The following is a 23,867-nucleotide window of genomic DNA, read 5'->3' as shown; positions in this document are numbered from 1 at the left end:
CCGTCGATCATGCCCGCCAGCGCGGGGCGTCGGTGCCCCACACCGTCGGCGGGTGGTCCCAGGTGCCCCGGTCGGTCAGCGGTGGGCGGGCGTGGCGCAGCGTCCCGTAGGGCGAAGGGGTCTCGACCAGCCACGGCCCGGGGTCGTGGTCGTGGTCGCCGCGGGTCGGCGAGGGTTCGACGTCGTGCAGCAGCCAGGACGCGGTACCGGCCAGCGACAGCCTGACGTGCCGGCCCCCTGGTTCGGCGAGCGCACGCAGGACGGCGGCGGCGAGCAGGTAGCCGGTGCCGTGGTCGAGGGCCTGTGCGGGCAGGACGCCCGGTGTGCCGTCGGTGCTCTCGACGGCCGCGATGCCGGTGGCGGCCTGGACGAGGCTGTCGAACCCGCGCAGGCCCGCCCGCTCGCCGGTGTAGCCCCACGCGGAGAGCTGGGCGACGACCAGGTCGGGACGTGCGGCGTGCAGGGCTTCGGGTGCCAGGCCGTGGCGGTCGAGCGCGCCGGGCCGATAGCCGGTGACGACGACGTCGGCCCGTTCGAGGAGGTCGTCGAACGCCCGTCGGTCGTGGCGGTCGGTGAGGTCGAGGAGGGTGGAGCGCTTGCCCAGGCCGGTGTCCGCGTGGATGTCGGGGTCCTCGGGCAGGTGCGGTGAGTCGACGCGGAGGACGTCGGCGCCGAGGAACGCGAGGGTGCGGGTGGCGACCGGGCCGGCGATGACCCTGGTCAGGTCGAGGACGCGGACGCCTTCGGCCGGGCGTGGGGACGGTGGGAGGACGCGCTTGCGGGCATCGGTGGCGCGCGTCTCGACCAGGGGGCGTCGGGTCCGGTCGGGTTCGGTGGCCACCGCGACGGCCAGGCCGCCCGCGGCGTAGACGGTCTCCTGGACCTCCGCGGCTCGGCGGGTGGCCAGCTCGCGGGCAAGAGCGGTGCGGTCGTCGGGCACGTGCAGGGCGGCCAGCAGCGCGTCGCGGTGGTGCGGGTAGTTGGCGTGGGTGCGCACCCAGCCGTCGGCGGTGCGCCAGAACCCGGACAGCGGCGCGAACGTGGCGCCGGGGCGCCCGTCGATCCTCAGGTGGCGTTCGCTGGTGAACGCCGTGGCCACGGCCGCCTCGTGCACCGTCACGGGCGGGGTGGCGGTGTTGTTGCGCACGGCGGACAGCTCGGCCGCCGCCAGCGCGCACACGCCGACGGTGGCGCGCGCCATGTCCCGCACGGGGAGGCGGGCGCTCAGCACGTCGCCGGCCGGGGTGTAGTCGACGGTCAGGTCGGGTCGGCCACCGAGTGCCGACCAGGCGTGCGCTGTCACGGGGTCCACGTGGGCAGTGTGCTGCTCGCGGCGGCCGTCGGTGGTGGTCGGCGGCTATAAGGTCGATCACCATGGACTACCCGATCGCGCGTCGTCCCGGGTTCGACCCGCCGGCGGAGTTCGCGTCGTTGCGGTCGCAGGCGCCGGTGTGCCCGGTGTCGCTGCGGCACGGCCAGCAGGCGCACCTGGTGACCCGGTACGACGACGTGCGGGCCGTGCTGCGCGATCACGGCCGGTTCTCGTCGGACCCGAGCACGCCGGGTTTCCCGCAGTTGCGGCCGGTGGTGGACCGCAAGGCGGCGCCGGGCAGCTTCCTGGTCACCGACCCGCCCGAGCACACCCGGTACCGGCGGATGTTGACCGGTGAGTTCACCGTGCGGCGGATGAACGCGCTGCGGCCGGAGGTGGAGCGGATCACGCGGGAGCGGTTGGCGGCCATGCGGTCGGGGCCGCGGCCGGCCGACCTGGTGACGGCGTTCGCGCTGCCCGTGCCGTCGGACGTGATCTGCCTGTTCCTCGGGGTGCCGGTGGCGGACCAGGAGTTCTTCTCCACCCGCAGCCGCGCCCACCTCGACCGGTCGTTGTCGGCGGAGCAGGTGGGGGCGGCGCTGGAGGAGCTGCACGAGTACCTGGCCGACCTGGTCCGCGCTCGTCGCGAGGCGCCGCGCGACGACCTGATCAGCCGCCTGGTGCGGGAGCCGGGGCTGAGCGACGAGGAGGCCGTCGGGATGACCGTGCTGCTGCTCGTCGGCGGGCACGAGACGACCGCGAACTCCATCGCGTTGTCGGTGCTGGCGTTGCAGCGGGACCGGACCCGGTGGGAGGCGCTGGTCGCCGAGCCCTCGCTGGTGGAGAACGCGGTGGAGGAGCTGTTGCGCTACCTCAGCCCCGTGCACCACGGGGTGGTGCGGGCGGTGGCGGGCGAGGCGACGGTCGGCGGGTCGGTGCTCGGTGCGGGCGAGGGCGTGATCGCGTCCCTGTTCGCGGCGAACCGCGACCCGGCGGCGTTCCCCGAGCCGGACCGCCTCGACCTGCGCCGGGACGCGCGGACGCACCTCGCGTTCGGCAGCGGGGTGCACCAGTGCATCGGACACCTGTTGGCGCGCTTGGAGATGCGCGTCGCGCTGGGTGCGTTGGCGACCGAGCTGCCCGACCTCCGCCTGGCCGTGCCGTTCGAGCAGGTCGAGTTCAAGTTCGACGCGCCGATCTACGGCCTCCGGTCGCTCCCGGTCACCTGGTGATCCCGCCCCCGCGCGCCCGGTGGGCAGGGGCGACCTGCCGTGACGGATGACGCTGGCGCACGCGTGCCCGGTGGGCAGGCACGACCTGCCGTGACGGATGACTCCGGCGCCCGCGGGCCGACCCGCGGGCGCCGGGACGTCACTCCCCCGTGCCGAACGCGGCGTCGAACGACGCGGCGGGCGGGTCGAACAGGTGCCGCCGGATGAAGCCGACCGCTTCCTCCGCCCCGCGCAACCGGTCCATCCCGGCGTCCTCCCACTCCACCGAGATCGGCCCGGTGTACTTGATCGCGTTCAACGCCCGGAACGACTCCTCCCACGGCACGTCGCCGTGCCCGGTGGACACGAAGTCCCAGCCGCGCCGCGGATCGGCCCAGGCCAGGTGCGACCCCAGCCGACCGTTGCGCCCGTCGAACCGCTTCTTCGTGTCCTTGCAGTCCACGTGGTAGATCCGGTCGGCGAAGTCGAGGATGAACCCGACCGGGTCCAGGTCCTGCCAGACGAAGTGCGACGGGTCCCAGTTGAGGCCGAACGCGGGCCGGTTGCCGACCGCCTCCAGCGCCTTGCGCGTGGTCCAGTAGTCGTAGGCGATCTCCGACGGGTGCACCTCGTGCGCGAACCGCACCCCCACCTCGTCGAACACGTCCAGGATCGGGTTCCACCGCCGGGCGAAGTCGGCGTACCCCTCGTCGATCACGGCCTGCGACACGGGCGGGAACATCGCCACGTACTTCCAGATCGACGACCCGGTGAACCCGACGACGGTGTCCACGCCCAGGCGCGCCGCGGCACGAGCGGTGTCCGCCATCTCCGCGGCGGCGCGCTGCCGCACGCCCTCCGGCGAGCCGTCACCCCAGATCCGGGCGGGCAGGATCGCCTGGTGCCGGAAGTCGATCGGGTCGTCGCACACCGCCTGCCCGACCAGGTGGTTGGAGATCGTCCACACCTCCAACCCGTACTGCTCGAGCATCGCGCGCTTGGCCGGCACGTAGTCGTCGTCCGCCAACGCCTTGTCCACCTCGAAGTGGTCACCGCCGCAGGCGATCTCCAACCCGTCGTAGCCCCACCCGGAGGCGAGCCGGCACACCTCCTCGAACGGCAGGTCGGCCCACTGGCCGGTGAACAGCGTGACCGGTCGGCTCATCGCAGGTCTCCAATCGTGGTCCAGGTCGACTGCCGCGCGGCGCTCTCCTCGACCGCCGCCAGCACCCGCTGCACGCGCAGGCCGTCGGCGAAGCTCGGCGCCGGGTCCCACCCGTCCGGGGATTCGGGCGAGCCGCCGATGGCCGTCAGGAAGTCCGCCGCCTCGTGCGTGAACGTGTGCTCGTAGCCGATCAGGTGCCCCGGCGGCCACCACACGCCCACGTACGGGTGGTCGGCCTCGGTGACCAGGATCCGGCGGAACCCGGCCGCCGAGCCGTCGTCGGCCGAGAACACCGACAGCTCGTTCATCGACTCGAAGTCGAACGCCAGGCTGCCGCGGGTGCCGTTGACCTCCAGCCGCATCGAGTTCTTGCGCCCCAACGCGTACCGGGTCGCCTCGAACGTGCCCAACGCGCCGGACGAGAAGCGGGCCAGGAACACGGCCGCGTCGTCCACGGTCACCTCGCCCCGCCCGTCGCCGTCGGGCCGCGAGTGGACGAACGTCTCGGTGGTGGCGCTGACACCGGTGATCAGGTCGCCGGTGACGTACTGGGCGGCGTCCACGATGTGCGCGCCGAGGTCGCCGAGCGCGCCCGAACCGGCCTGTTCCCGCCGCAGCCGCCACGTCATCGGCGACTCCGGGTCGGACAGCCAGTCCTGCAGGTACACCGCGCGCACGTGCCGGACCTGGCCGATCCGGCCCTCCTCGACCAACCTGCGGGCCAGCGCGATCGCGGGCACCCGCCGGTAGTTGAACGCGACCATCGACCGCACGCCGCGCCGGGCCGCGTCCGCCGCTGCGGCGGTCATCGCCTCGGCCTCGGCGACCGAGTTGGCCAGGGGCTTCTCGCACAGCACGTGCTTGCCGGCGGCGAGCGCGGCGAGCGCGATCTCGGCGTGCGTGTCGCCGGGGGTGCAGATGTCGACGAGGTCGACGTCGTCCCGGGCGACCAGCGCGCGCCAGTCGGTCTCGACCGCGGCCCAGCCGTACTTGGTCGCCGCCTCCTGGGTGCGCACCGCGTCACGTCCGCCGAGGACGGCCAGCCGGGGCGTCAGGGGCACGTCGAAGAACCGGTGGACGCTGCGCCAGGCGTGCGAGTGCACCGCGCCCATGAACGCGTGGCCGACCATGCCCACGCCGATCTCTTCCGTCATCAACAGCCTTTCGCAGCGGTGTCGGGCCGAACCACGTCGAGTGCGCGCACCGGGGAGGTGTTCACCGGTGTCCGTCATCCCGAGCGGGGTCGAGCATGGTCATGCCGGGGCCTCTTCGCCTGGACGGTGGTCCCGCACCGGCACGACGGTCGGGTCGTGCAGCACGCGGCGCAGCGCGGCCAGCGCCGCACCCTTGCCACCGGCGGTGAACCCGAGCGTGGAGGCGATGACCCGGGTCCTCCCCCGGTCCTGCGGCGGGAGCAGCCAGTCCTGCAACGCGGCGAAGTAGCCGCCGAGCACGACCTTCTGCGGGTCGAGCAGGGTGGCGAGGACCGAGATGCCCGCCGCCAGCGCCTCGGCCGTGCGGTGCAGCGCGTCGAGGGTGCGCGCGTCGCCGCGTTCGGCGCGGGAACGCAGGATGGACATGCGTTCGCCCGGTGCCAACTCCGGGTCGTGCACCTGGTCGTGCCGCGGCGCGCAGGCGTGCAGGAACGCGTCCAGCCCCACCTGCGTCCCCCAGCAGCCGCGCCGGCCGCACGCGCAGTAGGTGCTGCCGAGGGGGTCGAGCACCAGGTGGCCCACCTCGCCCGCGTGGTTGTCCGCGCCGCGCACCAGGACGCCGTTGGCGATCACGCCCGCCGTCACGCTGTGGTCGCCGTTGAGGTAGACGAGGTGGTCGACCGGGTCGGCGTCGTGCTCGGCGTACGCGGCGAGGTTGGCCTCGTTGTCGACGTCGAACCTGCCGACGGGCAGGCCGGTCCGTGCGGCCAGGCCGTCCACCACGGCCACCTCGCGCCAGCGCAGGCACGCGGCGGAGGCGGTGCCGGCCGCCAGGTCGGCCCGGCCCGGGATGGCGACCGTGATGCCCGTCCAGCTCGCTCCCGGCACGTCGGCGAGGGCCTTGCGGGTCAGGGCGGCGAGTCGGTCCAGGGCGTGCTCGGGTGCGCTGGTGTCGCAACTGGTCTGCCGGCGCAGGAGCACCTCGCCGGTCAGGTCCGTGACGGTCGCGCCGAGGTGGCCGGGGTGGATGTCCAGGCCGATCCCGCACGCCGCGCCGGGGCGCAGCCGGACCAGTTCGCCGGGCCTGCCCCGGGTCGACCCGGTGCCCGCGCGTTCGGTCAGGCCGCGTTGTTCGAGGTTCGCCAGGAGCAGGGAGACGGTGGCCTTGGACAGGCCCGACCAGGCGGCCAGCTGGGCGCGGGACACGGGGCCCCGGCCGCGGAGGGTGCGCAGGAGGAGGGCGAGGCCGGCCTCGCGCTTGCCTTCGGTCTGCGCCTGCATCCGGGTCTCCGACTTCGTGGGTCGTTCGATCGAACGAGGTCGTCCAGCTCACGCTCCGGGGTGGGTTCCGGCAGATCCTGGCAGTAGCCGGCGCGATCTGACAAGAACTTGGGCCGACTTTTGTGTTCTCGCTGCAAAAGTCGGCTTCGATTTGACGGAAGGTCGCCCTTGGCGTGATTGCTTTCGCGAATACGGAGGAGACGTGCGCGGGGTGGATCGTGACGGGCAGGGGTCAGCCGGCCGGGGAGAACGCGCGGTCGGTCGCGGACCAGGCCGCGCCCGTCACGCCCGCCAGGTCGCCGAGCTCCGACAGCACGATGGGCAGGTTGCCCGTGGCCAGCGGCAGCGAACGGCGGTAGACGGCGCTGCGCACCTCGGCCAGCAGCGAGTGGCCCAACCCCGACACGCCGCCGCCGATGACGACCATGCCCGGGTTGAGGAAGCTGACCAGCGACGCGACCACGTGCCCGAGCCGGCGGCCGCCCTCGCGCACCAGGTTGGCCGCGGCGAAGTCGCCCGCCGCGGCGGCGGTGCCGACGTCCGCGGCGGTGAGCGCGCCCTTGTCGTGCAGGGCGGTGGCCAGCGCGACCGAACGCCCGCTGCGCGCCAACGTGGTGGCGTCACGGGCCAGCGCCGAGCCGCCGAAGTAGGCCTCCAGGCAGCCGACCTCGCCGCACGCGCAGGCCGGGCCGAAGTCGTCCAGCCGGATGTGCCCGATGTCGCCCGCGGTGCCCGCCACGCCCCGGTAGACCCGCCCACCGAGGACTATCCCGCAGCCGATGCCGGTGCCGACCTTGACGAAGATCAGGTCTTCCAGCGACCGGGCCACGCCCGCGTGGCGCTCGCCCAGCGCCATGGCGTTCACGTCGTTGTCCACGGTCACCGGGCAGCCCCAGCGACCGGCCAGCTCGTCGCGCACGGGGTAGCGGTCCCAGCCGGGCATGATCGGCGGTGCGACCGGCATCCCGTCGCGGAAGCTCACCGGGCCGGGCAGCCCGATGCCCGCGCCGATGAGCCGGCCCGACGCCTTGGCGTAGACGACGTCGGCCAGCTCGGCGACCCGGCTCAGCACCTGCGCCGGACCGCTGCGGACGTCGCAGTCCTCGCTGCGGCTCTCCAACACCTCGCAGCGGCCGTCCGTGACCGCGACCGTCACCGACGTCGCGCCCACGTCGACGCCCAGCACGCGCAGGTCGTCGGCCAGGTGGACCAGCGTCGACCGCCGCCCGCCCCGGCTCGCCGCCGGCCCGCCGACCTGGACCAGGCCCACGTCGATCAGCCGGGCGAGTTCCGCGGTCAGCTTGGCGCGGGGCAGTCCCAACCGTTCGCCCAGGGCCACCCGGGACATCGCGCCCTCGTCGCGCAGAAGGGCCAACAGCTCCGACTGCCTGCCGGAAACCACCCGCGGCTGCTGGCCGCCGCCCGTCGCGCTGCTCATGGCACCAACTTACGGCCGGCGTTCCTCCAGGTGCGCGGCGATCAGGGCGGCGTGGGACAGCGGCGTCCCCAGCTCCGCCACGTCGCCGTTCGTCGTGTAGTCGAGCAGCACCACGTCGCCCGCTCCGCTCAACTCCGCGAGGGCGGCCACCTCCGCCGCCGCCCGGTGCTCCAGCACCCAGCGGTAGGTGGGCAGGTAGATCGCGCGACGCGCCTGCTCGTAGGACAGGAGGCGATCACCGGTCAACCCCTCGCGGTGGCCGCGCACCGGGCCGAAGCGCCGGACCGTGCGCTTGAGCCCGGCCATGGTCCGCACGTCGAGCTTGGTCGCGTCGACGTCCGCGCCCTCGAAGACCTTCAACGCCTGCCAGACGCCTTCCACCGACTGCGCCGTCACGCCCGGGGTGAACGGCACCGGTATGCCCCCGTGCGGGTAGAACGGGCTCAACCGCACCCACGGCTCCGGGCCCTTCGACGTCACGTCCACCACCGACGCCCCCGGATGCGTCCTCGCGAGCCACGCGGCACCCCGCCGCCTGCTCGCCACGTGCACCGCCACGGCGACTCCCCTCGACTCCCTCATGGTGCCAAAGGGGTCCGACAATCCCGGCCGCCGCCGGAGCGTCCACTCCGGACGTCACCCGCCCTCGTGCGGCATGATCGGGCTCGCGTCGTGGTGGGGGTCCGCGACACGTCCGTCCGGCGCGGTCGGGTTCCGGTCCTCGGGAATTCGCGAGCGGGTCGACCCGGCGGGTGGTTGCATCGAGGCATGCCGATCGACCAGCACCTGCTCGTGTTGTTCACCCTGACCACCGTCGTCGCGATGATCACACCAGGGCCGGACATGTTGTTCGTGCTCGGGTGCGGGATGCGCGGCGGCCCGCGCGCAGGCCTGCTGGCCACCGCGGGCGTGGCGACGAGCGAGGCCATCCACGTCGTCGTGGCCGCCGCGGGCCTGGCCGCGTTGTTCGCCGCGGTGCCGGTCGCGTTCACGGTGGTCCGCACGATCGGCGCCGCCTACCTCGTCTACCTCGGCGTGCAGGCCATCCGCCACCGCGGGCGGACCGTGGTCGGCGAGGCGGTGACCGGTGGCATGTCCGGCCGCCGCGCCTACCTCACCGGGATGGCGACCAACCTGCTCAACCCGAAGATGGTCACCTTCACGATCGCCTTCCTGCCGCAGTTCATCAACCCGGACCTCGGTCGGGTCTGGCTCCAGTTCGCGATCCTGGGGGCCATCCTGATCGTGCTGGAGTTCGTGGTGGACGGCGCGGTCGGCGTGCTGGCCGGTCGCATCGGCGGCTGGTTGCGGCGCAGGCACGCGGTCCGCCGCCGGATCGACGTCGCGACCGGCGGCGTGTTCATCGGGCTGGGCGTCCGGCTGGCCGTCGAGCGCTGACCAGCGGAGAGGCGGAACCCGATGGACCTCCCCACGTCCACGTCCGAGGAACGCACGGCGGGGGCGGTGCGCAAGGCCGGCCTGCGCCTCGTCCCGCTACTCGGCCTGCTGTACCTGCTCAACTACCTCGACCGCGTGAACGTCGGGTTCGCCGCGCTGACCATGAACGCCGACCTCGGCATCAGCGCCGCCGCCTACGGGCTCGGCGCGGGCCTGTTCTTCGTCGGGTACTTCTTCTTCGAGGTGCCCAGCAACATCGTGCTGCACCGGGTGGGCGCCAGGGTCTGGATCGCCCGGATCATGGTCACCTGGGGCGTCGTGGCCTCGGCCACCGCGTTCATCCAGGGCGAGGTCGGCTTCTACGTCGTCCGGGTGCTGCTCGGCGTGGCCGAGGCCGGGTTCTTCCCCGGCATCATCCTGTACCTGACCTACTGGTTCCCCCGCGCGCAACGGGCGAAGATCGTCGCCCTCTTCTTCCTGGCGGTGCCGCTGTCCTCGGTCGTCGGCGGTCCGATCTCCACCCTGCTCATGCAGCACGGCGACGGCGTGCTCGGCTTCGACGCGGGTTGGCGCTTCATGTTCTTCGTCGAAGGCCTGCCGTCGGTGCTGCTCGGTGTCGCGGTGTTCTTCGTCCTGCCCGACCGGCCGCGTGACGCGAAGTGGCTGACCGCGGCCGAACGCGTCGCGCTCCAGTCGACCATCGACGCCGAGGACGCCCGGCAGGTCGGTGCCGAGGTCGGCACGCGGTCGGCGCTGACCAACCCGCGCGTGCTCGCCCTCAGCGTCGTCTACTTCGGCATCGTCTTCGGCCTCTACGTCCTGGCGTTCTTCCTGCCGCAGGTCATCAAGGGCTTCCAGGAGCAGTTCGACACCACGTTCAGCATCGTCGAGATCGGGCTGGTCACCGCCGTTCCCTACGCCTTCGCGGCGGTCGCGATGGTGTTGTGGGCACGGCACTCCGACCACACCGGCGAACGGGCGTGGCACGTCGCGATCGCCGCGTTCGTCGGCGCCGCCGCGTTCGTCGGCGCCGCCGCGATCGCCGCCGCGCTGTACCTCGACTCGCCGCTGCTGGTGATGGCGGCCGTCACGGTCTGCGCGATCGGCGTGTTCGCCGCGATCCCGGTGTTCTGGCAGCTGCCGAACTCGTTCCTGGTCGGCGTCGGGGCCGCCGCGGGCATCGCGCTGATCAACTCGTTCGGCAACCTCGCCGGTTTCGCGGGCCCTACCTCGCGGGGTGGCTCCAGGGCCTGACCGGCAACTTCCGGGCCGGCATGTGGGTGGTCGCGGCGTTCATGGCGCTCGCGGGCGTCATCGCGCTGTCGTTCCGCCGCGCGGACGGCGCCACCCGACCTGATCCCCCGGCCGCCACCGCGCGTGGCTGAACCGGCCTTCGGCCTTGCGTCGAGCGGCTTGGTCACGCGGCAACCACCCGCGAGAACGGGGCCCACCGCGGCAACGGCACGGGGGTTCCGTCCCGGTCTGCGCTCAAGACCGGGGTGACGCGCCTGGTCTACGGTCGCGGTGGCCACGGCCTCGATGGACGAGCGGTTCCGGCTACCGGTCCGGGCTCCGTGCGCGAGAGGGAGCAGAGATGATGCTGAACGACAAGGTCGCGGTGGTCTACGGAGCCGGAGGGGCGATCGGCGGCGCGGTCGCACGCGCGTTCGCCGCCGAGGGGGCCGCAGTCTTCCTCACCGGACGCCGCCTGGCCCCCGTCGAGGTCGTCGCCAAGGACATCGCCTCGGCCGGCGGGTCCGCCGAGGCGGCGGAGGTCGACGCGCTCGACGAGCAGGCCGTGGAGGAGCACTTCCGGTCCGTGGTCGAGAAGGCGGGACGCGTCGACATCTCGTTCAACGCGATCGGGATACCGAACGCGGGCATCCTGGGCGTGCCCATGACCGACCTGGACGTCGAGCGGTTCTCCCTGCCGATCACGAGCTACGTGACCTCGTACTTCCTGACCGCGCGCACCGCGGCCCGGCGGATGGTCGAGCAGAAGTCCGGCGTGATCATGACCGTCACCGCGCTCCACTCGCGCACGGGCATCCCCCTGGTCGGCGGCTACGGTCCGGCGATGGCCGCCAAGGAAGGGCTCACCCGGAGCCTGTCCGCCGAACTCGCGCCCCACGGCGTGCGCGTGGTCGGCCTGCGGCCACAGGCCATCCCGGAGACGCCCGCGATCAGGGAAGCCTTCGAGGAACGCGCCGCGGCAACGGGGATGACCTGGGAGCAGTGGCCGGGCTTCCTCGCGGCCAGGACCCACCCGCGGCGGCTGATGACGTTCGCGGAGTTGGCGGACACCGCCGTCTTCCTGGCCTCCGACAGGGCGAGCGGCATGACGGGGACGACCGTCAACCTGACGATGGGCAGCCTGGACGACTGACAGCGGCGTCGTCCGACCTGCCGATCCGGTCGGCCGGGTGGCCGGGTGGTCTGAGTGGCCGAGTGGTCTGGTCGGCCGAGTGGCCGGCGGTCCGGGTGGCCGAGTAGCCGGGTGGTCCGGCGGCACGGTGTCGTGTGGCAGCAGGCGACTACCGCCCACGTCCGGGCGCACGGCGGGTCGACGCGGGATGGGTCAGCGTGGCGTCGTCGGGCACCACGGGGCGCGGCGGAGGTCGACGTCCTGCCGGTTCGGGTAGTCGCCGCACGAGGCCAGGACGGTGGGCGGCTCGCCGTCGGACACCCGGAGCACGGCCAGGAACTTGTCGATCGGCACCTGGCCGCCGCCGAAGTCGATCACGCCGCTCTCGCCGGACAACGCCCTCGCCCCGCCGATGTCACCCATCTCCTTCCAGATGTGGCCCGGCGAGACGGGGATCCTCCCCAGCTGGATCATGGCGTGCACGAAGAGGTACAGCGCGTCGTAGGTGAGGGCGGCGTGGCCGTCCAGCGACGGGTTCGCGCCGCCCTCGCACTCCTCCGGCAGGAGTTCGCGCAACGACTGGTGCATCTCGGTCGCCGCCGCGCAGCCCTGGGCGCCGATCGCGAACGAGACGTACTCGAACGGGATCTCGGGGTGCTGCCCGCGCAACGTGTCGTCGGCCGCGTAACGGGCGACGTCGTCACCGGCGAGCAGGGACGGCGGGTCGTTCTTGCACCCGGCGCTCAGCCCGTCCATCAGCTTGCCGAAGTCCGCCGGCCTGCCCGCGAAGAACACCACGTCCTCGTCGCCCACGGCGCACAGGTCCTGGCCGAGGCGCCTGGCGTCGGAGCCCTGCTCGGCCGTCACCGGGCGGTACGGCTCCTCGCGCACCCGCAACCCCTGCTCGCCGAACCTCTTGGCCACGTCGACGCGCAGGTTGTCCGCGTAGGAGTCCTCCTCGGCGCTGGAGTGCACGATCACCACGCCCCGCTTGCCGGGGTGCGCCGCGCGCACGTGCCCTGCCGCGACCTGGGCCTGGCGGTCGTTGGTCGGCGAGACCTGGAAGTACATCCGGGACGCGGTGGGCATGGCGTCGTCCGACAGCGTCGCGGCGACCACCGGCAGGCCGACCTCGCCCAGCGCGGTGATGGTGTTCCTGGTCGGCGTGCTGCTCAACGCCATGCCGACCACACCGATGATGCTCTTGTCGTGCTCCAGCATCGACCGGAGCTTGTCGGCGACCACCTCACCGTGCTGCATGGCCGACCCGGCGTTGCTGAGCAGGACCCGGATCAGCGGGTCGTCGGAGTCGGTGCGGTCGAGCAGCCGCGCCTGGCGGGCCGCGACGCCGACCAGCCGGGCGGTGTTGCTGGCCAGCGCGTCGCGGCCGGCGCTCATCGCCGACACGTACACCACGGTCGCGTAGGGGCGGGTGGCGTCGCGCGCGTGCGCCTCCAGCACCCGCCGGTTCTGGTCCACGATCAGCTCTTGGATCCGGTTGAAGCGCTTGAGGTCCTCGCCGTCGGCCTGGCCGAACAACGGCACGTGGCCCGTGGTGACGCCCACGCAGTCGTCGCCGATCCGCTTGAGGGTGTGCGCGTCGGGGTTGTCCTGGTCGAGCCCGCAGTGCTCGTAGCGCCACTGCTCGTTCGCGGCGTTGATCCCGCGCACGTGCCGGTAGCCGACCGTGGCGACCGACGCGAGCAGCAGCAGCACGACGACCACCAGCACCGGGGTCCGCGACCAGACCGGTGCCTGGCGCACCGACAACGTGGCCGTGGGCGGCACCTCGCCCCGCACGAAGGAGACGTCCGGCACCTGCAACGGCAGGAACCAGGCGGTGGGGCGGCGGGCGCGGCTGTCGGTGGCCAGCTTGCGGGCCCACGTCTCGTAGGCGTGGACGGCCTGGCCGACCGGCGCCGGCGCGCGTTCGGCCGTGTTCTCCGCGTCCGGCGGCACCTTGGCGCTGCCGCTGATGATCACCAGCGGGTCGAACGCGCCGGTGTCGTTGCGGACGTCGTTGATGATCTTCAGCACGGCGTAGCCGCCGTTGTCGCGGCGGATGCCGTCCAGCAGCACCACCGGGTACACCGTGCGGCGGGCCGACCTGATCCGCCACCACGACCGCCGGTAGGCGTGGCGCACGTCCTCCAGGAACGCGTTGACCAGCAGTTTCGCCAGCTGGCCGGTGTCCTCGCGCGGCTCGGCGCTCTGGCCGGGCACCAGCGCCGACGTGAGCCGCTCGGCGAAGCCGATGAACGTGCCCGGGTCGTGCGGCGCGAGGTAGGGCTGACGCAGCAGCCACCGGTACTCGCTGCCCGGCACGAGCCCGCGCAGCTTCGCCCGGAACAGGAAGGACGGCACCAGGCGCACCACCAGCCGCACCCACCACGGCGCGGTCTCCGCGGCGTTGTCCAGCACGTCCTTCAGGTCGTCACCGCTGCGGCGGCTCAGGTCCCGTTCCCGTAATCGGGTCAGCAACGTCGCGGCCGACTCCGCGTTCGAGCCGTCCACGCGCTGGTTCATCAGCCAGTAGACGAGTTCGAAGCGGCGGAACTCGTGCCGCCCGTAGCGGTCGTTGGCGCCGTGGGCCAGCTCGCGGGCGATGTGCACCAGCACCGCACCGACCGCCTCGACCGTGGCGGGCTCGGGCGTGACGACGTCCGGTCGCGGTTCGGGGAAGCGGTGGTAGGCGTGCGGCACGCGGCCGGGGTGCGCGCCGCGCAGGTGCGAGCGGAGCGCGCCGAGCAGGCCCTCGGCCTGCTTGCCGCGGACCAGGCAGACCAGCGGGATGCCCCGATCGCCACCCGCCCGCGCGCCCGCCCGGCGGCCGGGCAGCTCGCCGAACCTCGGTCGTTCGGTGAGGTCCTGGAGGAGCTTGACCAGCTCGTCCACGACCTCGACCGACGAAAAACCCTGCCCTGCACCGTCTTCGGCCACCGGACTCCTCGTGCGGACCAGCCTCGTCGCACCCTCTCCGGCGTGACGCAGGACTTCCGACTGTAGCCGCCGGGGCCGTCCGGTTCGGGCGGTTTCGCCACTGTTTCCCCATGTCACCGCAGTCTTGCGGGTTCGGGGTGGCGGTCACGGCACCCCCGGTGGTCCGGGTTCGTGCGGGATGGCGCGAAACGGCCCGGTGAACGCGGCGGAGCGGGTAGAGCGTCGCCCTGCGCAGGTCCGGAGTGCCGCTCCTGGCCGTGCCCCCGGACTGGTCGTCACACCGCGACGGCAGGCGGTGTCCGTCGCTATGGACGGCAGGCGGTGTCCGTCGCTATGACGAAGAGACCGACGGCGCGGGACTGAGTGGTGGTGCCGGGTGGTGGTGCCGGGTGGGCTGTGGCCGCGCTCGGGCCCGCTTGGCAGCTCTCCCACGACCCGCTGACGGGCGTGGACGTGGCGGTGAGCCCGGGGTTCACGCCGTTCAGGGCCGCGCCGCTTCCCCGGCCGTTACCGTTCTGACACCAGAGTGACGACCCAGGCAACAGAGCGTAGCGGCGCTCACCCGCAAACGTGACGAGAGTCACCCATTGCCGCCCAGTGCTTGCCTCCTCAAAACACGAACGGTTACGTTCTCGGCCGCAGATCACGGTTCCATCACCGAAGGGACACGGGCCCGACATCCCCCGATACGGCCCAAGTCCGCCTGGATCCCCCGCCAGGTCCGGTGACGGAGTTCCCCGACCGCAGGAGGCTGCACCCTTGGCTCGGCACGTCCGTCACAAGAACAAACACGGCCAGACCACGTTCCAGGTACCCACCCCGCCGCCCGGCTACAAGGGCGCGCACCGGGCCGAGGCGGAGCGGGTGCTCCCCCGACGCATCGCCGGCGTCGCGGTGGCCGTCGGCATCGTGTCCGGCGCCGGGGCCGCGGCCCACGCGATGAGCGGCCCGTTCAGCCCGATGGCCGGCGGCGCCGACTTCGGCGGCGTGCCGGACGACACCGTCCGCACCGGCAAGGTCGACACCGTCCACGCGGTCGACCTCGGCTCGGAGACCGCCCGGATCATCCGCCAGGAGCAGCTGAACGCGCTCCAGACGTTCAACCAGGCCAGCGGCGTGGCGCAGGACGGGTACGCGGCGCGCAAGGCGGCCGAGGAGAAGGCGGCGGAGGAGGCCCGGGCGGCGGCGGAGGCGCGCAAGCCACCGAAGCAGCGCCAGGTCGAGGGCTGGATCCGCGAGGCCATCAAGGTCCTGGCCGCCAACGGCACCCCGATCGACGAGAACAGCGTCGACGAGATCTACACGATCATCGTCAAGGAGTCCAACGGCAACCCCAACGCCGTCAACACCTGGGACTCCAACGCCGCCCGCGGCACGCCCTCCAAGGGCCTGATGCAGTGCATCGACCCGACGTTCCAGTCGTACAAGCTGCCCGGCTACAACGACATCTACGCCCCGGTCGACAACATCATCGCGGGCGTCCGCTACACCTACGCGCGCTACGGCGGCTTCGCCAGGCACCCCGGCCTGGTCGGGATCAACGCGGGTACCGGGTACGTCGGGTACTGACCCCGCGCAGCAGTTCGGCGCGCTTCGAACCTCCCGGTACGCGGTGCAAGCGGTACGAACCGGGCTGGCGCGCCTCGCCTGCCAGGTGCTTGACGATGCCGCGGCACACGAACTCCTTGACCCGCGCGCCGAGGCGACCGTCGACGTGGAACCACAGCGCGACGTCGTGCCGGTGGGCGAACTGGAAGATGCCGCCGCCTCGGCCCAGGCTGATGCACTGGCCGGCGAACACCTGGTTGAGGGTCTCGGGCCGCTCGCCGGCGATCCGGCTGAGCACCGTGTCCGCGGCCCGCGCGCCCAGTGGCATCGCGGCCTGGCAGCTCATCCGCAGCGGCAGGTCCGACGGCGCCGCCGAGTCGCCGGCCGCGACGATGTGCGGGTCGTCCACGCTGGTCAACGTCTCGTCGGTGCGCAGGCGGCCCAGGGCGTCGGTGCTCAACCCGCTGCGCGCGGCCAGGTCGGGCACGCCGAACCCGGCGGTCCAGACGGTCACCTCGCTCGGCAGTTCCCGGCCGCCGTCGAGCCGCACGGCCTCGCGCGTCACCGCCGTCACGGTCGTGCCGTCACCGTCGAGCACGGTCACGCCGAGCGCGGCCAGCCGCTTGGCGACCGCGCGTCGACCGCGGTGGTGCAGGTACGGGCCGAGCACCCCGCCGCAGACCAGGGTCACCGCACGGCCCGCCTCGGCCAGTTCGGCGGCGGTCTCGATACCGGCCGGACCGGCTCCGACCACGGTCACCGCGGCCGTCGCGGGCACGGCGTCGAGGGCCGGTCGCAGCCGCCGCGCGTCCTCCAGGGTCGCGATCGGGTAGGCGAACTCGGCCGCGCCCGGCACCTGCCGGTCGGCGCAGCCACTGCCCACCGCGTAGATCAGGTAGTCGTAGCCGACCACGTCGCCGGCCGCCAACGTGAGGGTGCGCGCGGGCGCGTCGATCCGGGTCACGGTGTCGACCACCAGCCGGACGCCCTCGGCCAGCACCTCCCGGTAGTCGACCACCGCGTCGTCGGACCCGCCCACGAACTGGTGCAGGCGGATCCGCTCGACGAACTCGGGACGCGGGTTGATCAGGGTCACGGTCACGCCGTCGCCTCGCGTCAGGCGGTTGGCCGCCATGACACCGGCGTACCCGCCGCCGATCACGACGACATCGGTGCTCGTAGCCACGGTGCCTCCTCTGGTTCCGGAACTTCCGGCCTTGAGACACCGCGGCACCGGTCGTTGTGACAGGCGTGAGGCGGATCACCCCGCGCTCAGCCGAGCCGGAAGTCGGCCACCCGGATCGGCGACGGCGTGGTGCCGCTGGAGCGCTGCTGGTACTGCAAGGACAGCACCCCGTCGACCGCCAGCCTGGACGTGTCGACGTTGACCTCGCCGAACGCGTTCATCGACGGCCGGTCGAAGACGAGCGTCCAGTCGGTCCAGCCACTGGCACGGCTCGCCGACACGATCCGGCCCCGCGGCATCACCAGGTAGGCGTTGTCGGACCGGTCGAAGACGAGCTTCGTGCGCTGGGTGCTGCCGGGCGGCACGGGGACCTCGCGCTTGGTCCACGTCCCGTTCGAGTTGCGCACCACGTGGAACGTCCGGCCGTACTGCGTGCGCTGCTGCGCGTAGTTCGACACGCACTGCGTGAACCGGCCCGGCACGTAGCTGATCACCACGTGCGGCGTGCCGGTGGAGTCCGCGCCCTGCCCCTCCTGGTTCATCAGACCGTGGTTCGGGTCGAGCGGGTCGGCGACCAGGCCCGGCGAGCCGACCGACACCCGCGTGCCGCCCGTGTTGCCGATGACCGCGCCCGCCGCGTTGCGCCACGTCCGGCCCCGGTCGTCGCTGTAGACGTACCCGGTGTCGTGGTTGGTCAGGCCGCCCCGGTTGCACAGCACGCCCGCGTTGCCCTCGCGCCAGGTGAACGCCGCGTGCAGCCGACCGCGCCGGTCGTAGGTGAGGCCGTGCAGGTACATGTTGCGGGTGGTGGACACGACGCCGTTCGGCCCGGTGTAGTTGCCGGTCGCGGACGACCACGCGCCCAACCGCCGCCACGTGCCGCCGGTGTACTCGGCCAACTCGTTCACGCCGTTGCCCGAGCCGCCGGTGCGGTAGCTGAACTGCAACGCTCCCTCGGGTGTGACGACGAACTGGGGGTAGGTCATGTTGCCCAGCTCGACGCCGCCCAAGGTCCGCTGCACGGTCCCGAAGACCGACGGGGACCAGCGGTGCGACCCGGGCTGCGACGCCAGGCCCGCCACCGACTTCGAGTAGTGCAAGCGCGTGTTGTGGGTGTCCATCGCGACGTGCAGGGTGCCGTCCTGGGGCGAGATGCCCAGCGAGATCACGTTGTGCGAGTCGTCGGTGCTCAGCCGGTGCGGCAGCACCGCCTTCTCCCACTCGCCGCCCAGCGGTCTCCGCGCGATGACCGCGTTGCGCGCGGAGGTGTACCAGGCCGCGTACTGGTGGCCGTTGTAGGTGATCAGGGCGTCCTGGAACGCGTTGTTGTTGACCAGGCCGTCGTAGGAGACGAAGTACAGCGCCGACTGGTCGAGCAGGGTGTCGGACAGCAGGGTGACGCCCGGCGCGGCGTTCGCCACACCCGGCTGCACCAAGGACGCGGCGAGCACGACCGCCGCCACCAGCGGCGCCTTCACAGGACCACCCCGTCGACCTGCAACGTCTGCACCGAGCCCGCCGCGAACGGCACCCGCACGACCTTCCCGGCCACCCGCACGTCCTGCCGCCGGGTGTACCGGTCGCCCGAGCCGGAGGTGAGCGTCGACCACCGGGTGACCACGCCGTCGGGCGCCTGGCCGAACCGGGACAGGTCGAACGTCAACGTCTGCGCGGCGCCCACGTTGGCCGCCACGACCACCAGCCGGCGCGCGGCCGCGTCGTACGCCGCCACGGCGTAGTCGACGCCGGTGCCGAGGATCCTCATGCCGGGTCGGATGTGGCGGGTGAACTGGGCCAGCACGTACAGCTTGGTCTCCACCGCGCCCGCCTGGCCCGCGTTGCCGTCGTACCGGATGGCGCCCCAACCGGCCGTGGGGTCCATGACCTGCCAGTAGCACCAGGCGGTCGGCTTGAGCCAGCGGAAGTCCATCAGCAGGCACCGGGCCGTCTGCATGCCCGAGCCGTCGCTGTCGCCGTGCTCGGTGTTCCACAGCACCTTGCCCGCGGCGCGCACGTCGTTGCCCAGCAGGTCGCGGCGGCCGCTCAGGCCCTGGTAGCCGTGCACGTTGACCTGGCGCACGCGTCCCTTGGTGGCGGCGTCGAAGCTGTTCCACGTCGTGCGGGCGAGGTCGTAGCTGGTCTCGTCGGACGCCGAGACCCACGTGCCGGTCAGGCCTTGCCGGTCCAGCTCGGTGCGCAGGTGCGCCAGCACGCTGCGCTGGGTGGTGGCGTCGATCTTGCAGCCCTCCTGGGTGCCGTTGGCGTGCCAGTAGTTCGAGGACGGCTCGTTGAACGGGTCGACGGTGCGGAAGGTGACGCCCCACTGGTCGCGGGCCCGGCGTGCGGTGACCGCGAGGTGGTGGGCGTGCTGGCGGTGGTTCCAGGACTGGAGGTTGGTGTCGGCCGCGTTCGCCGCGCCGGAAGGGTTATGGTTGTTGCACATCCACCACATCGGCGAGTTCGCGAACAGCTCGCTCATCGCGCCCCGCTGGGTCGCCTTGACCAGGGCCGCGCGCTGCTTGGCGTCGGCGTTCCAGTTCCACGCCGCCGAGGCCGGGTCCTCGTTGTTCCAGTCCTGCCAGAAGCCCTCGATCTGCTTGAACCGCGGGATGTTGGGCGAGGCGACCATCCGCTCGCCGTTCACCGCGTTCCAGCTCGACGCCCCCAGGTTGTAGCGGGCGATGTTCATGCCGAGGCCCGGCAGCGCGACGCCGTTGTAGGTCACGGTCCCGGTGGTGAAGAACAGGTCGGCGAAGTCGTCCCGGTCACCGAACACGTTCGCCCACCACGCCAACGACGTGCCCCAACCCTCCCAGGTGCCCTGGTTGGCGGCTGGGTCGACGCCGATGGTGGCGTCGGCTGCGGCCACGCCGGCACCGAGCGCGCCGCCCGCGACCGTGACGCCGGCCGCCGCGAGCAGTGTTCGTCGGGTGAGCCTTCCCGATGGGTCCACGCCAATCTCCTCGTCAGAAGGTGAACTCGGTGTGCCGGGTGCTCCCGGCGGTGTCCAGAGGGCGTCAGGCGCACGGTGGCGGCGTACACGTGGCCCAACCGAGACGGTGTGGCGATCCCCCTGCTGGAGTGATGTAGAGCCATTTCAGTCCGTGGCATAGTCCAAGGTCAACGAACCGAACAGGAACGATCAAAGTCGATCGGGACCGACATGCGACTCGCGGTGCAGCGGCGTGAACTGATCCTCGCGGCGGTGAGGGAGCACGGGGTGGTCCGGCTCGCGGACCTGGTGGACCGGCTGGGCGTCACGGCGGTGACGGTCCGCCGCGACGTGACCGCCCTGGCCGACCGCGGGCTGGTGTCCCGGGTGCACGGCGGCATCACCATGCCCCACCACGGCGACCCGCCACCACCGACGGCCCGCACGGTGAACCTCCTGGTGGGCATGGTCACGCCGTCCGAGGACTACTACTGGCCCGCCGTGATCCAGGGCGCGCAGGCCGCCGTCACCACCGCGGGCGGGCGGTTGGCGTTGCGCACGTCGTGCTACGACGCGGCCGAGGACCGGCGGCAGGTGGTGCGGCTGCTCGAACGCGGCGTGCAGGCGTTGCTGGTCGCGCCGAGCACCACCGGGCCCGCCGGGCTCGACCTGATGCGCTGGCTGGGCGGGTTGACCGTGCCGGTGGTGCTGATCGAACGGATGCCGCCGCCGGAACTGCCGACGATCGGGCTGGACGCCGCCGTCACCGACCACGCGCTCGGTGCGGGCCTGGCCGTGCGGCACCTGGCGTCTTTGGGGCACCGCACCGTGGGCCTGGTGCTGTCGCGGCTGAGCCCGCACCAGGCGGCGATCCGGGCCGGGTGGGCGGCGGCCGTGTCGTCGCTGGACATGCCGGTGGACGGGGTGCCGGCGGTGGACGTGCCGTCGTACGGGTCGCCGGGGTGGGCGCGGGCGTGCGACGACGTGCTGGACCGGTGCGTGCGGGCCGGGGTGCGGGCGTTGCTGGTGCACGCCGACCGCGAGGCCATCGACCTGCTCGAACGTGCCCGTGACCGGGGCCTGGACGTCCCGCGCGACCTCGCTGTCGTGTCGTACGACGACGAGGTGGCCGCTGCTTCCGACCCGCCGTTGACCGCCGTGCGGCCGCAGAAGCACCGGCTCGGCGCGCTGGCCGCGCAACTGGCCCTGGCCCGCGCCGCCGACCCCCTCGACCGGCCCGTGCACCGGGTCGCCCTGTGGCCGAGCCTGACCGTGCGCGAGTCGTGCGGGACACCGCGTGGCCGGCCGGAGTAGGCGCACAACCGCCTGTCGGCCGTACCGGTGCCATCGTCCAGGGGCTGAACGATTGATTGCCGACCGATCGAGACCCCACCACGATGAGGGCAGGCCGAACGTGGAGGAGGCCGCGGTGGCGCGATACCGGTTGCACGTCAACGGCGAACGGCGCGAGGTGGACGTGGACGCGCGGACGCCGCTGCTGTGGGCGTTGCGGGAACAACTGGGCCTGCTGGGCCCGAAGTACGGGTGCGGGGTGGGCGCGTGCGGCGCTTGCACGTCCCTTGTGGACGGTGAGGCGGCGCGGCCGTGCGTCACCACCGTGGCCGAGGCGCAGGGCAGGCGCATCACGACCATCGAGGGCTTGTCGGAGGACGGTGACCACCCGGTGCAGCAGGCCTGGCTGGAGCTGGACGTCGCCCAGTGCGGCTACTGCCAGCCGGGCCAGATCATGTCGACGGTCGCGCTGCTGGCGACCAACCCGGACCCGGACGACGCCGAGATCGACGAGGCCCTGCGCGACAACGTGTGCCGGTGCGGCACCTACACGCGGGTGCGCGCCGCCGTGCGCCGGGCCGCGCAGTTGACGCGGGGCCGGCGATGAGGGTCAGTCGGCGGACGTTCCTCGGTGGTGCGCTGGTCGTATCCGTGCCGATGACGTTGACGGACGTCGCCGGTGTGGCGTCGGCGGCGGACGAGTTCGCGCCCAACGTCTTCGTCCGGTTGGACGACCGCGGCCGGATCACCGCGACCGTGCCCAAGCCGGACTCGGGGCAGGGCGTGCGCACGATGGTCGCGCTGCTGGTCGCCGAGGAGCTGATGGTCGGCCCGGACGACGTCCGGCCGGAGCAGGCCCACGGCGACACGGCCCGGTTCGGCTCGCAGGGCGTGGGCAACTCGTTCTCCGCACGGCAGCTCAGCGAACCGGTGCGCCGGGCCGCCGCGACCGCCCGCTGCCTGCTGGTCGCGGCCGCGGCGCGGCGGTGGGGCGTGCCGGTCGAGGAGTGCACGGCCCGCGACGGCGCGGTCCGCCACGGTCGCCGCGTGCTGCGGTACGGGAGCCTGGTGCGGGACGCGGCGGCGTTGGACCCGACGACCGTGCCGGTGACGTTGACCCCGCCCGAGCGGTGGCGCCTGCTGGGCCGCACGCGCGCCGGCCGAGTGGACGCGAAGGCGATCGTCACCGGCAAGGCCCGCTACGGCATCGACACCCGCCCGCCGGGTGCGCTGGTCGCCGTCGTGGCCCGGCCGCCGTGGATCGGCGCGACGGTCGACGCGGTGGACGACAGCGCCGCACGCGCGGTGCCCGGCGTGGTCGCGGTGACGGCGCTCGACCCGGCCACGTCCGGGCAGGGCGGCGTGGCGGTGATCGCCCGGTCGATGCCCGAGGCGCTGCGCGGGCGCGAGGCGTTGCGCGTGACCTGGCGCGGCGGCACGCCGACCGCGGACAGCCGGCAGTGGCTCGCGGAGCTGGAGACCGCGCTGCCCGCCGTGCCCGCGGCGCCGGGGCCGGTGGCGTTCGAGGCCACCTACAAGCTGCCCCTGCTGGCGCACGCGCCGATGGAACCCATGAACTCCACCGCCCACGTGACCGCGACCGGCATCACCGTGTGGACGCCCACGCAGGACCCGGGAACGCTGCGGGCGATGCTCGCCGGGCAGTTCGGGCTCGACCAGGCGGACGTGCGGGTCGAGCCGACGTTGACGGGCGGCGCGTTCGGCAGGCGGATCGAGCCGGACCCGGTGCTGGAGGCCGTCGCCTGCTCACGGGCGGCGGGCGCGCCGGTGAGCGTGCTCTGGACCCGTGACGACGACATGCGGCACGACTCGTACCGGCCGATGTCGGTGCACCGGCTGTCCGCCGTGGTCGACGCCTCGGGCGTGCCGACGTGGCGGGCGCACGGGATCGCCACCTGGCCGTTGACCATCATGCCGTTCTTCAACAACCCCGCCATCATCAAGGCCGCCGGGGACCACTTCCCGTACTCGGTGCCGGGCCGGGTCGACGTGACGCTGCGGGACGCCCCGCTGCGCACCGGCTTCTGGCGCGCGGTCTACGCCGGGCAGTTCCAGTACGCCGAGGAGAGCTTCCTCGGCGAGCTCGGCCACCGGGCCGGGCTCGACCAGGTCGACCTGCGTCGGCGGCTGCTGCCCGCCGACTCACGCCTGCGCCGGGTGCTGGACGCGGCGGTGGAACGGGCGGGTGGCGTGCGGCCCGGTGCCACCCGCGGTGTGGCGTGCCACGACGACTACGGGTCGGTGATCGCGGTGATCGCCGACGGCTCCGACGGCCGGTTGCGCCGGGTGACCGCGGCGGTCGACGTCGGCCCGGTGCTGCACCCGTCCGGGGTGCGCGCCCAGGTCGAGGGCGGCGTGATGGACGCGGTGTCGACGGTCTCCGGCGCGCAGATCACCGTGCGGGACGGGCGGGTCGTGCAGTCGTCGTTCCGCGACTACGCGTGGGCGCGCATCGACCAGGCGCCGGACATCGACGTGGTGCTCGTGCGGTCGGACGCCCCGATCGGCGGGCTGGGCGAGCTGGCCTTCCCGCCCGCGGCGGCGGCCGTCGCGTTCGTCACCGGACGGCCCGTCACGGGTATGCCGGTGGGGGTCGAGGTGGGCTGAAAATCAGCGGGCGCCC

Annotated in this window: 17 protein-coding genes and 1 pseudogene; 8 read left to right on the top strand and 10 right to left on the bottom strand. The window is 73.0% G+C overall.

The annotated features are described in order from the left end of the window. Positions 1-7: 7 nt before the first annotated feature. Positions 8-1,312, bottom strand: a complete 1,305-nt coding sequence (locus AB0K14_RS13365; protein WP_360450198.1) for a CoA transferase — start codon at positions 1,310-1,312, stop codon at positions 8-10. 62 nt (positions 1,313-1,374) lie between these two features. Here AB0K14_RS13365 and AB0K14_RS13360 point away from each other — a divergent pair, with 62 nt between their 5' ends. Further along, a complete protein-coding gene (locus AB0K14_RS13360; RefSeq protein ID WP_360450195.1) occupies positions 1,375-2,544 on the top strand; it encodes a cytochrome P450 in 1,170 nt (389 codons plus the stop codon). Between the two features lie 139 nt (positions 2,545-2,683). On the opposite strand, the gene AB0K14_RS13355 is transcribed toward AB0K14_RS13360, so the two are convergent. The 5 genes from AB0K14_RS13355 to AB0K14_RS13335 form a co-directional block, all read right to left on the bottom strand. Next, positions 2,684-3,688: a sugar phosphate isomerase/epimerase family protein gene (locus AB0K14_RS13355; RefSeq protein ID WP_360450192.1), complete on the bottom strand. Its 1,005-nt coding sequence runs from the start codon at positions 3,686-3,688 to the stop codon at positions 2,684-2,686. Then, positions 3,685-4,842 (bottom strand): Gfo/Idh/MocA family oxidoreductase, encoded by a 1,158-nt coding sequence (locus tag AB0K14_RS13350; protein ID WP_360450189.1) that lies wholly within the window; start codon positions 4,840-4,842, stop codon positions 3,685-3,687. The genes AB0K14_RS13355 and AB0K14_RS13350 overlap by 4 nt, the downstream gene beginning before the upstream one ends. A 99-nt stretch (positions 4,843-4,941) precedes the next feature. Further along, on the bottom strand, positions 4,942-6,123 hold the full coding sequence (locus tag AB0K14_RS13345; RefSeq protein ID WP_360450186.1) for an ROK family transcriptional regulator: 1,182 nt from the start codon (positions 6,121-6,123) through the stop codon (positions 4,942-4,944). A gap of 232 nt (positions 6,124-6,355) precedes the next feature. Further along, a complete protein-coding gene (locus AB0K14_RS13340; protein WP_360450183.1) occupies positions 6,356-7,561 on the bottom strand; it encodes an ROK family transcriptional regulator in 1,206 nt (401 codons plus the stop codon). A 9-nt stretch (positions 7,562-7,570) separates the two neighbouring features. Then, entirely contained in the window at positions 7,571-8,119 is a 549-nt protein-coding gene (locus tag AB0K14_RS13335; protein WP_360450181.1) for a hypothetical protein, read from the bottom strand. 210 nt (positions 8,120-8,329) lie between these two features. On the opposite strand from AB0K14_RS13335, the gene AB0K14_RS13330 reads away from it, so the two are divergent. The 3 genes and pseudogenes from AB0K14_RS13330 to AB0K14_RS13320 all read left to right on the top strand — a co-directional run bounded on the left by AB0K14_RS13330 (position 8,330) and on the right by AB0K14_RS13320 (position 11,345). After that, the gene (locus AB0K14_RS13330) at positions 8,330-8,959 is read left to right on the top strand and encodes a LysE family translocator (protein WP_360450178.1); all 630 of its coding nucleotides are present in this window, start codon (positions 8,330-8,332) and stop codon (positions 8,957-8,959) included. Positions 8,960-8,980: 21 nt separating this feature from the next. Then, positions 8,981-10,344 (top strand): annotated as a pseudogene (locus tag AB0K14_RS13325) (MFS transporter). A gap of 209 nt (positions 10,345-10,553) precedes the next feature. Beyond that, the gene (locus AB0K14_RS13320) at positions 10,554-11,345 is read left to right on the top strand and encodes an SDR family oxidoreductase (RefSeq protein WP_360450175.1); all 792 of its coding nucleotides are present in this window, start codon (positions 10,554-10,556) and stop codon (positions 11,343-11,345) included. 192 nt (positions 11,346-11,537) lie between these two features. Here AB0K14_RS13320 and AB0K14_RS13315 read toward each other — a convergent pair whose 3' ends face one another. Beyond that, the gene (locus AB0K14_RS13315) at positions 11,538-14,264 is read right to left on the bottom strand and encodes a hypothetical protein (protein WP_360450172.1); all 2,727 of its coding nucleotides are present in this window, start codon (positions 14,262-14,264) and stop codon (positions 11,538-11,540) included. Positions 14,265-15,023: 759 nt separating this feature from the next. Between AB0K14_RS13315 and AB0K14_RS13310 the strand changes: the two genes are divergently transcribed. Beyond that, positions 15,024-15,833, top strand: a complete 810-nt coding sequence (locus AB0K14_RS13310) for a transglycosylase SLT domain-containing protein (protein ID WP_360450169.1) — start codon at positions 15,024-15,026, stop codon at positions 15,831-15,833. Here the strand turns inward: AB0K14_RS13310 and AB0K14_RS13305 are convergent. From AB0K14_RS13305 to AB0K14_RS13295, 3 genes are all read right to left on the bottom strand, one after another. Further along, the gene (locus AB0K14_RS13305; RefSeq protein WP_360450167.1) at positions 15,802-16,998 is read right to left on the bottom strand and encodes an FAD-dependent oxidoreductase; all 1,197 of its coding nucleotides are present in this window, start codon (positions 16,996-16,998) and stop codon (positions 15,802-15,804) included. The two genes, AB0K14_RS13310 and AB0K14_RS13305, sit on opposite strands and share 32 nt — an antisense overlap. Before the next feature lie 86 nt (positions 16,999-17,084). Then, complete coding sequence (locus AB0K14_RS13300; protein ID WP_360450164.1) at positions 17,085-18,476, bottom strand: BNR repeat-containing protein; 1,392 nt, start codon at positions 18,474-18,476, stop codon at positions 17,085-17,087. Continuing rightward, positions 18,473-19,951, bottom strand: a complete 1,479-nt coding sequence (locus tag AB0K14_RS13295) for a glycoside hydrolase (protein WP_360450161.1) — start codon at positions 19,949-19,951, stop codon at positions 18,473-18,475. Before AB0K14_RS13295 ends, AB0K14_RS13300 begins: the two co-directional genes overlap by 4 nt. A gap of 210 nt (positions 19,952-20,161) precedes the next feature. Here AB0K14_RS13295 and AB0K14_RS13290 point away from each other — a divergent pair, with 210 nt between their 5' ends. The 3 genes from AB0K14_RS13290 to AB0K14_RS13280 all read left to right on the top strand — a co-directional run bounded on the left by AB0K14_RS13290 (position 20,162) and on the right by AB0K14_RS13280 (position 23,851). Beyond that, the gene (locus AB0K14_RS13290) at positions 20,162-21,244 is read left to right on the top strand and encodes a substrate-binding domain-containing protein (protein ID WP_360450158.1); all 1,083 of its coding nucleotides are present in this window, start codon (positions 20,162-20,164) and stop codon (positions 21,242-21,244) included. Between the two features lie 115 nt (positions 21,245-21,359). Then, positions 21,360-21,830 carry a (2Fe-2S)-binding protein gene (locus AB0K14_RS13285; protein WP_360450155.1) on the top strand — a complete coding sequence of 157 codons (471 nt, stop codon included), beginning with the start codon at positions 21,360-21,362 and terminating at the stop codon, positions 21,828-21,830. Continuing rightward, on the top strand, positions 21,827-23,851 hold the full coding sequence (locus AB0K14_RS13280) for a molybdopterin cofactor-binding domain-containing protein (protein ID WP_360450152.1): 2,025 nt from the start codon (positions 21,827-21,829) through the stop codon (positions 23,849-23,851). The genes AB0K14_RS13285 and AB0K14_RS13280 overlap by 4 nt, the downstream gene beginning before the upstream one ends. Positions 23,852-23,867: the final 16 nt, after the last annotated feature.

The organism is Actinosynnema sp. NPDC050801 (assembly GCF_040673975.1).
Taxonomy (GTDB): Bacteria; Actinomycetota; Actinomycetes; order Mycobacteriales; family Pseudonocardiaceae; genus Actinosynnema.
This window is presented reverse-complemented; position numbering and strand designations above follow the sequence as displayed.